This is a genomic window from Anaerotruncus sp. 80 (assembly GCF_009936115.1).
GTDB lineage: Bacteria > Bacillota > Clostridia > Peptostreptococcales > Anaerovoracaceae > Senimuribacter > Senimuribacter intestinalis.
Map to the genome: position 1 here is coordinate 22,875 of NZ_QWES01000039.1, position 9,163 is coordinate 32,037.

Annotated in this window: 7 protein-coding genes; 6 read left to right on the forward strand and 1 reads right to left on the reverse strand. The window is 42.7% G+C overall.

The genetic code is table 11. The features are described from left to right. Positions 1 to 74: 74 nt before the first annotated feature. Positions 75 to 986, forward strand: a complete 912-nt coding sequence (locus D1155_RS14560; protein ID WP_160203142.1) for an HD domain-containing protein — start codon at positions 75 to 77, stop codon at positions 984 to 986. Between the two features lie 141 nt (positions 987 to 1,127). On the opposite strand, the gene D1155_RS14565 is transcribed toward D1155_RS14560, so the two are convergent. Next, positions 1,128 to 2,981, reverse strand: a complete 1,854-nt coding sequence (locus D1155_RS14565) for an AraC family transcriptional regulator (protein WP_160203143.1) — start codon at positions 2,979 to 2,981, stop codon at positions 1,128 to 1,130. 192 nt (positions 2,982 to 3,173) lie between these two features. Between D1155_RS14565 and D1155_RS14570 the strand changes: the two genes are divergently transcribed. The 5 genes from D1155_RS14570 (at position 3,174) to D1155_RS14590 (ending at position 9,103) form a co-directional block, all read left to right on the forward strand. Further along, positions 3,174 to 5,552 carry a pyruvate formate lyase family protein gene (locus tag D1155_RS14570; RefSeq protein ID WP_160203144.1) on the forward strand — a complete coding sequence of 793 codons (2,379 nt, stop codon included), beginning with the start codon at positions 3,174 to 3,176 and terminating at the stop codon, positions 5,550 to 5,552. A gap of 36 nt (positions 5,553 to 5,588) precedes the next feature. Further along, the gene (locus D1155_RS14575; RefSeq protein WP_160203145.1) at positions 5,589 to 6,524 is read left to right on the forward strand and encodes a glycyl-radical enzyme activating protein; all 936 of its coding nucleotides are present in this window, start codon (positions 5,589 to 5,591) and stop codon (positions 6,522 to 6,524) included. 30 nt (positions 6,525 to 6,554) lie between these two features. Continuing rightward, on the forward strand, positions 6,555 to 7,967 hold the full coding sequence (locus D1155_RS14580; protein WP_160203146.1) for a Na+/H+ antiporter NhaC family protein: 1,413 nt from the start codon (positions 6,555 to 6,557) through the stop codon (positions 7,965 to 7,967). Positions 7,968 to 8,105: 138 nt separating this feature from the next. Beyond that, positions 8,106 to 8,585 (forward strand): metallophosphoesterase family protein, encoded by a 480-nt coding sequence (locus D1155_RS14585; RefSeq protein WP_160203147.1) that lies wholly within the window; start codon positions 8,106 to 8,108, stop codon positions 8,583 to 8,585. An 11-nt stretch (positions 8,586 to 8,596) separates the two neighbouring features. Beyond that, complete coding sequence (locus D1155_RS14590; protein WP_160203148.1) at positions 8,597 to 9,103, forward strand: transporter substrate-binding domain-containing protein; 507 nt, start codon at positions 8,597 to 8,599, stop codon at positions 9,101 to 9,103. Positions 9,104 to 9,163 lie beyond the last annotated feature (60 nt).

Consider the following 9,163-nt stretch of genomic DNA (forward strand, 5'->3'; position numbering starts at 1 on the left):
TTTTGTTACGGAACTTTGATATCCTTAAAACAGATTATAAAACAATTTAGAGCGAAAGGAGGCTGCTATAGAAAATGAACCGCAAGATATTAAACTGCTGCCTGCAATATATTGAAAGAAATTTAAAGGAACCGCTAAGTCTGGTGGCAATTGCAGAACACGCAGGTTATTCCGCATATCATTTTTCCAGACTGTTTCAAGAAGAAATGCGATGTACCGTTATGGAATATGTACGGAAAAGGCGTTTGTATAAAGCGGCAGAGGAAATTCTTAATGGAAAGAAAATTATTGATGCCGCTTGTGAGTATGGCTGGGAATCGCCAAACAGTTTTGCGAGAGCATTTAAGCAAGAATATGGTTTTGCGCCATCGCTTCTAAAGGCAATAAAACTAGGATTAGTGTTAGAAAAAGGAGAAGGGGAAACGAAAATGATCACATGTAAGAACATAAGTCAAACCGTAACAAAAGAGCAGTTAATAGAAATTTTAACAGAGACGATGAATGAAAAGGAAATTGATTATAGTTACAAAGAACTGGAGAAAATGTTTATGCTGAGTTGTCGGTCTTATGACGGTATGAAAAGATATTCCGGTGTCGAATACATCACCCATCCACTGCATGTGGCGATTTTACTGGCAGACTTAGAAGCCGAAGAGAAGCTGATTTATGGAGGCATGTTCTGTGATGTATTGAAGAAGACAGCGGGCAAGGTGCAGTACCTGGAAAAGGAACTTCCAAAAGATGTATGGGACTTAGTGAGAAGGGTTAACGACTGTGAAAGCATATGCGACAAAACGGACTCAGATGTGCTGCTGATAAAATTAGCAGAGCGGCTTCACAATATGAGAACCATTGAATTTTTAACACAGAACCAAATTGAAAGGAGAGCGCGAGAAACGCTTAACCTTTTTATGCCTATGGCAAGAAAATTAGGGAATCAAAAGATTGTTTCTGAGCTGAATGATTTGGTGATGAAATTTATGTAGTGAGGCTATAGCTACTGCGACAATTCGTTTTATGTAATCTTAAAAGAGAGATATAAGCCGGTATAGGGAAATGACCAGCCATATCTCTCTTTTTGGCTATTTTTACAATACCTCCTAGAAGTGCAGAAAACACAGCCCGCTTCAAAGTGGCTGTACCACAGCAATCTGCACGCCTGCACCTTTGAGGGTGAAATTGAGGTTCAAGGAAGTGTCCACCTGCGCTGCATGGGTGGAGGTATAAGGCTGCGTACATAGCAGCTGATGCCAATGATTTCCCAGAGGACTCTGCTTGGGAAAGCCCAGCTGAGCCATATAGCTGAAGATGGAATTTTCATTAGTCAGAGAAAATCTGATCACTGTATATTTTCCTGATGGAAGGGAAAGGTTGAAATCCAGACTGAGTTCATCGACAAAGGCACTGATGATTTCATTGGTTTCATGAATGGTTGCATTTCGCTGGCATAAATTTTCCATCTCATCATTATAGTTGAAAGCAGTCAGGACATAGGCATAACTATCCTGCAGTGTGGTTTTTACAACAGAGTGATATTTGCTCCAGGAGATCAGGTCCCCTTTGACCGTAGAAAGCTGCTGATAGGCATAGAAAGAAGGCTTGCGAATCAGCCCTGAAGTGAGACAAGAGGGAGCGCCTTTCAAGATCGTTTCGATGTCTCCCTGGTCGCGCAGCTTGCATTGGACGAAGGCTTCCTTTGAGAGAAAATATTTTTTGGATAGGTGGATATATGCTGCGATGGAATCATAGCCGAAGGCAGAATCAAATGTCAGCTTGTTTTGCACCAGAATATTTGCGGTATCGCAGTATTTTTCTAATATCGCTTTCAGTCTGCATATTTCGGAAATCGGATCTGTATCTTTGACAGCCAAGCTGATCTTTGCAGGCTTAAGTTCCCGCAGTATGGGAAATAGCATGTCTTCCATAAATTGGATATCCTCTGGGGTGATGACGATATTCAGCTTATGATCGATGGACATGATGGAAGGGCTGTCCAGGTCAATTTGAACATTTAACTGCATATGATTTACGATAGAGGCGTTGTTTTCCTGTCCGCTGACGGCAGAAAGGCAGCGCTTTGTTATATTGACAGCGTCATTATCAGATAATAGGTCAACCTTGGCAGGTCGATGTTCACTGAGAACGAGAGGGAGATTTTGCTCTCTGTGTATCTGCGGTGAATGACCGAACCATTTTTCGAAAAACTTTTCGTAGTAATAGGTTGTGGAAAAACCGGCATCCTTTCCGATTGCGCTGATGGTTTTCGTCGTTTCTAATAACAAAATTTCCGACAGCTCAACTCGAGCTAGGGAAAGCAGTTCGCGAAATGTGATACCGACATAATCTTTAATCAGATGCGAAATATAGTCGGTACTTAAGTGCTCGACTTCAGACAATTTTTCCAACGTAATCTTATCCGCATGATTTTCGTAGATATAATTGATGATGCGGCTGATTCGCTCTATGATGACGGGGTTGTCGCTTTTAAAATTGACGATGACTTGATCTTCGAAAGTGAAAAGATTGAAATTTTCATTCAAGTATTTAATGACATCGATCATCATATAGGTGCATTGATTTTTATAGTTGAACCTCTTCTGAGAATAATTCAGCAGTATTTGCAGCAGCATCTTACGCAACGCATCTAATTGGAGATACAAGTCGCGGTTGGCGTAGGTGAAATAGCAGCCTTTGTTCATTGTAGGAAAGTACTGCGTAAAAAAGCGGTTGCTGACCTGGATAATGGCGACAATATTTTCCTTTTCTGAGGCGGTAAGTCCGTGTACCTCGTGACCGCTGTTGGTGAAGATATCTCCTTCTTTTAGAAGATAGTTGCAGTATCCATTTCTCAGCCAGATTTCACCTTTCAGAACGTAGACAAATTCCACATCCTGATGATAATGAATCGGATATTCGTTTACCCTGGCGATTCTGATATTGATGGGAAAATCGTCCAGATAAGTTGTCTTCTCGTAAAGCACTGCAGCCACCTCCTTTGATTCAATTATAGCCTATTTGTGATAAAATTTGCAATTTTAGCTTGACTTATTTTAGCGAAAAAATGAAATTTTATAACGATATAATTATTGTAAAGGCGATTTTTTGTTACTAAAATTGTGAATATCAGAAAATTGTTAAGTTTATTTCGCTCAAAAGTGTTAGGAGGGAAGGATATGTTAACCCCGAGAGTTAAGAGAATGAGGGAGAAGTATTTTGAAACAATTCCTCAAATTACAGCAGAGAGATTGGTATTGGCAACGGAAGCCTATCAGAAGTTTGCTGGTGATGCAGTGTCTATTTTCAGAGCCAAGGTTGTCAATTATATCATGGAGAATATGACAACGCTGATTATGGACGATGAATTGATTGTGGGAACCGCAACCAACGCATACCGAGGTGCCAATCTGCATCCGGAATTTCAGTCCAGTTCATGGTATATCAGCGATATTGATGAATTTTCTTCAAGAAGCAAGGATCCGTATTACATTTCGCCGGAGGATAAAGAGACGATTCTCGAAACCCTGAAATACTGGGAAGGTAAGTCAATGGAGGATCTGTCAGGTGAAGCCATGCCTGCGAAAATTAAGGAACTTGAGAAGGACGACATTATCTGCGTTGGTCTAGAAAACGGTGTTTCGGGAGAAACTACCTGTGATCATGAGAAGATTTTGACCATAGGTCTCAGAGGATATATGGAAGAGTGCCAGAAAAATATCGACAGCATTATTCCGCAGACTATGGAAGAACAGGCTAAGGTGGACTTCTGGAAAGCTTGTATCATTCAGTGTCAGGGTTTGATTACATATGCGCACAGAATGGCTGAAGAAGCAGAGAGAATGGCTTTTGCATGCACAGATGAGAAGCGGAAAAAAGAACTTCTGACCATTGCGGAAAACTGCAGAGTCGTTCCGGAAAATCCTCCTAAGACTTTCCAGCAGGCGCTTCAGGCTGTGTGGTTCGTACATGTTTACTTTTATATCGAAGTTTGTACGACAGCTTGCGGATTCGGCAGATTTGACCAGTATATGTGGCCTTTCTATGAAAAAGATGTCATAAAAGAAAAGAACATCACTAGAGAAGAGGCACTGGAAATGCTGGAATGCCTTTATCTGAAGACCTGTGAAGTATATGAAGTGAGAGATAACTGGTACGCTACAGCTTTTGCAGGATATCCGATGTGGCAGATTCTGGTCGTAGGCGGGCAGACACCGGACGGCAAAGATGCTACCAATGATTTGTCTTATCTTTGTTTGGAAGCAGCAGATGATCTTCAGATAAAGCAGCCTGTTATGGCGGTAAGAGTATGGGAAAATACGCCGGAAGATTTAATCCGCTTCGGCTGCAAGATGATTCAGGAAGGACAGGCAAATCCGGGATTTTTCAGCGACGATGCTGGAATAAAAATCAGTCTTGATAAGGGCAGAGGCTGCACTATCGAAGAGGCCAGAGATTGGACTATTGTCGGCTGCACACAGCCTGCTGCGGGCGGCGGTGCTTCAGACGGTTCCCCTGATGCAGGATATGTAAATATGGGAAAAATGATTGAGTTCGTTCTGCATAACGGTGTGGACCCAGCCACCGGCAAACTGATGGGACTTGAAACGGGAGATCCAAGAGAGTTTAAGAATATAGAAGAATTTAAGGATGCACTGAAAAAGCAGATTCTTCATCATTATGATCTGATCAGAACTGGTTACAATCTGATGCAGAGTATTCACATGAACAGATATCCTGTTATTTTCGCCTCCATGGTAACAAAGGGATGTGTGGAAAGCGGAAAATCTGTACAGCACGGTGGCGCCAAATATTCCACGGCAGGTCTTTACGTTACGGGACCGGCTAACTTGGCGGACAGTATCGCAGCAGTAGAAAAATGCGTATTTGAGGACAAAGACCTCACCATGGATGAATTAATCAAAGCCTGCGATACCAACTTTGAAGGACAGGAAAGACTTCGTCAGCTCCTGCTCAATAAGCCGGAAAAATACGGTAACAATCAGGCGCATGTGGATGGCATCTACAAAGAGATGATGCATTTCATCGCAGAAAATGTGCAGCAGTGGCCGGATGCCAGAGGCGGATATTATGCTTTCGGCATCGACTCCCAGACCATGAATATTCCACATGGTCTGGTGACCGGCGCACTTCCTGATGGAAGACTGGCAGGCGAGCCTTTCTGTGACGCATCTTCTCCAATGATGGGAAGAGATATCAACGGACCGACTGCTACGGTAAAATCCGTTGCCAGTATGACACCAGCTGATCTCCATGAAGGTGCGCTGTACAACCTGCGTTTTGACCCGCATGGCGTACAGGGAGAAGAAGGAAAAGACCTCATAGAAGGTGTGATCAAAACCTATTTTGAAGACGGCGGACAACATATTCAAATCAATGTAGTAGATAATGAAACTTTGAAGAAGGCACAGGAAAAACCTGAAGATTATAAAGGTCTTATGGTTCGTGTTGCTGGTTACATGGCTTACTTTACTGAACTTGATAAGAGCGCACAGGATGTAATTATTTACAGAACGCCGCACTTGAATCAGCGTTAGTAATCAAGTAGTCAGCCTGACAGAAAGGAGGTTTCAATGAGTCATATAGCTGAAAGGGTTCTTGTGGGAAGCCTCCAAAAGTTCTCTGTTGAAGACGGACCGGGCATCCGGACAACGATATTTTTTAAGGGTTGTCCTCTTGACTGCAAATGGTGCCATAATCCTGAATTGATCGATGAAAGACAAGAGCTCATCAAGTCGCAAAATAATTGCATCGGCTGCGGACATTGCGTGAAAGCGTGTCCGCGGGATGCAATAACCATTAGTGCAGAAGAGGGCGTTATCATTGACAGGACAAAGTGTGATTTGTGTCTCGTCTGTGCAAATGAGTGTTATGCAAAAGCACTGCGCCCTGTAGCCAAATTCATGACTGTAGATGAGATTCTGGAGATTGCAGCACAGGATAAAGGGTTTTACGACAAAACCGAAGGCGGAATTACTGTCAGTGGAGGAGAGATCCTTATGCACGCAGGTTTTGTAGGAAGGCTCATCGATGAGGCGGGGAAACTGGGCATCAACGTGTGTGTGGACACCTCCGGATTCGGGGATTCACAGGCGCTTATGGAACTGGCACAGAAGAAAAATGTTACAAACATTCTCTACGATATGAAGTCAATCAATGATGAAATCCATAGAGCGTATACGGGTGTCAGCAACCGGCAGATTCTCAATAATTTGCGGCAGTTGTCAGCGGACCCGGAAATCGTGGATAAGCTGATTATGAGAATGCCGCTCATAAAGGGCGTCAATGACAGCGAAGATATCATTGTGCGTACAGGGGCGTTTTTCAGAGAACTTGGAATCAAGAAAGTCAATCTCCTGCAGTATCACAATCTTGGGATCAGCAAGAAGAGAAATATAGGAGGCGTGCAGGAGGAATTTCTTCCGCCAACAGAGGAGCGGATGAACGAAATAGAAGTTTATTTCAAAAATGAAATAAATCTAAAGGTGGAGATTTTGGGTAGAGTATAAAATTCAATGAAATGAAAAGGAGTAAACACTATGGATGGAACAAATTTAGGCATTCTCACCTTAATCCCTGTGGTGAGTTTCTTTGTCCTGGCGTTTCTGACAAAGAAATGTATTCTCAGTATTGTAGTATCCGGCATTCTTGGATACGCATTATACTATAAAGCGGGATTTTTTATGCCGATGCTGGATGCAATGCTGGACGCATCTTGTGATGGGGACAATAATTATATCGTAATCATTTGTTTGTTATTTGGATGTTTGGTACAGCTTCTCAGAGAGTCAAAGGGTGCGATTGCCGTAGGCGATTTAGCTAGAAAGTATGTCAAGTCGGAAAAGCAAGTGCTATTTTTGACATGGTTATGTGGAATTATAATTTTTATTGACGATTATCTCAGCATTCTTGTTACAGCTAACTGCGTATTAACTTTGTCGGATGAACATAAGACGCCAAGAGAAATGCTTTGCTACATCATCAACACAACTTCGGCGCCTGTATGCCTGATCATACCGATTTCTGCTTGGGTTGTATTCTTCTCCGGCGTATTTGGACAGCAGGCTGAAGCCGCAGTGGTTGGCGATAGTGCAATGGACATTTACTATCATATTATGCCATACTTCTTCTATCCTTTCCTCTGCGTCATCTTCGTACTTCTGGTTATTTTAGGCGTTGTTCCTAAGATGGGCGGTATTAAGAAGGCGTATAAGAGAGTGGAAGAAACCGGACAACTCTGGCCTGAATCAAGTAATTTACAGAATCAGGGAGATGAGCTTGGTGAAGTGATGGGCGCAGCTAGTACCGATAGCGGTAAGGAAGAAAAGGAAATCAAGCCGCACCTTTGGGCTTTTGTAGTACCTATGGCAGTGGTGATCTTCACAACGCTGTGGCTGGATGATATTCTTTACGGTGTAAGTATCGGTATTTTTGCTTGCTTTATTCTCTTCATTCCGACTAGAATTATGACTCTCGGCAAGTTCTGCGACGCTTGTTACAAAGGGCTGGAGGACATGCTCTTCATTGCGGTTGTATTGATTACATCGCTGTTCTACAGAGAGGCCATTAATCTGATTGGTCTGCCACAGTTCCTGATTGATGCAGCAGGTCCGTATATGAGTGCAGCATGGCTTCCGGCAGTTTCCTTTGTACTGATCGGTCTGGTATGCTTTGCAACAGGTAATATCTGGAGTGTGCCTGCTCTGTGTACACCGATTATTCTGCCGCTGGCTGCATCGACCGGTGCGAACATTCCGCTCACTTTGGGCGCAATTATTTCCGCAGCTTGTTTCGGTGCACAGGCTTGCTTCTATTCAGATGTAACCCTGATGTCCGCTTCTGCCTGCAGAATCAATAACGTGGACTATGCGGTTGCGCAGCTTCCATACATTGGAATTGTTACAGCGATTTCCTTTGTGGCTTATGTTATTGCAGGTTTTGTAATGGTGTAAACAAATAGAATGAAATGTAAGAGTCGTCCTTTATGTTGACGGCTCTTTTTTTATTTTTGTGGTATCATAAAATTTGACGATACTGCATCCTTTGATTATAATAATACCAGACAAGAACGTACAAGTAAGGAGACTCATATGCCAACTAAAATCGGTGTAATTTCGGATACTCATGGACTTTTGCGGCCGAAGGTTTGCGCAGCGCTTTCTGTCTGCGACATGATTATCCACGGTGGTGATATCAATAAGCCGGAGATTATAGAAGAACTGGAGCGCATTGCGCCGCTTTATGTAGTGCGCGGCAATAACGATAAGGAATGGGCGGAGCATTTGCCTGCATCCTTAACTTTTACAATCGAAGACTGTAAGTTTTTCCTGATTCACAATAAGAAAGAAGTGCTGGGAAAGCCAGAGGCGCTGGCAGGAATTGATGTGGTGATTTACGGACATTCTCACAAGTATGCGCAGGATATGATAGATGGCAGACTTTGGCTTAATCCGGGCAGCTGCGGCAAGCGGCGCTTCGATCAGGCGATTACTTTTGCCATTATGGATGTGGATGGAAAGGATATCAACGTAGAAAAGATTACTATTTCGCATAACAACCCAATAAAATAATAGGTATTTAAATGAAGAGAAGCATTTCTTTAACTATGGCGGCAGCGGTTCTGATCATTTGGCTGGGCGCATCGATCAATATGATGATCCGGTATAACATGGACTGGATCGACTATACAAAATACAGCATGGATCTGACGCCTTCCCAAAAAGAGTATTTCAGCAAGGCACATATTACTTGCGGTGTGCAGTACAATAGACTGCCCATTTCCTTTCTCAACGAGGAACAGCAGAATGACGGGATTTTTATCGATTTTATCAATCTGCTTTCTGTGGAACTGGAAAATGACATGGATATCAAATTGAATCAGGAAAGTAATTTAACTCGGGATTTTGAAACCGGGGCGATTCAGGCTGCCATTGTGGATAAGAGTCAGCTGCCGGCAGAGGACTTTCTTTTTACAGAGCCGCTGTATATCATGCACGGGAAGATACTGGTCAAGGAAAATTCGAGCTTTGATAATATTAATCAGCTTGCCGATGTGAGAATTGCAGTAGAAGAAGGAGACCAACTATGAAAAGTCAATAGTAAATTGAAAAAAATTTTTAAAAAGTTTTGGCTAAAGCAGTGCATAACA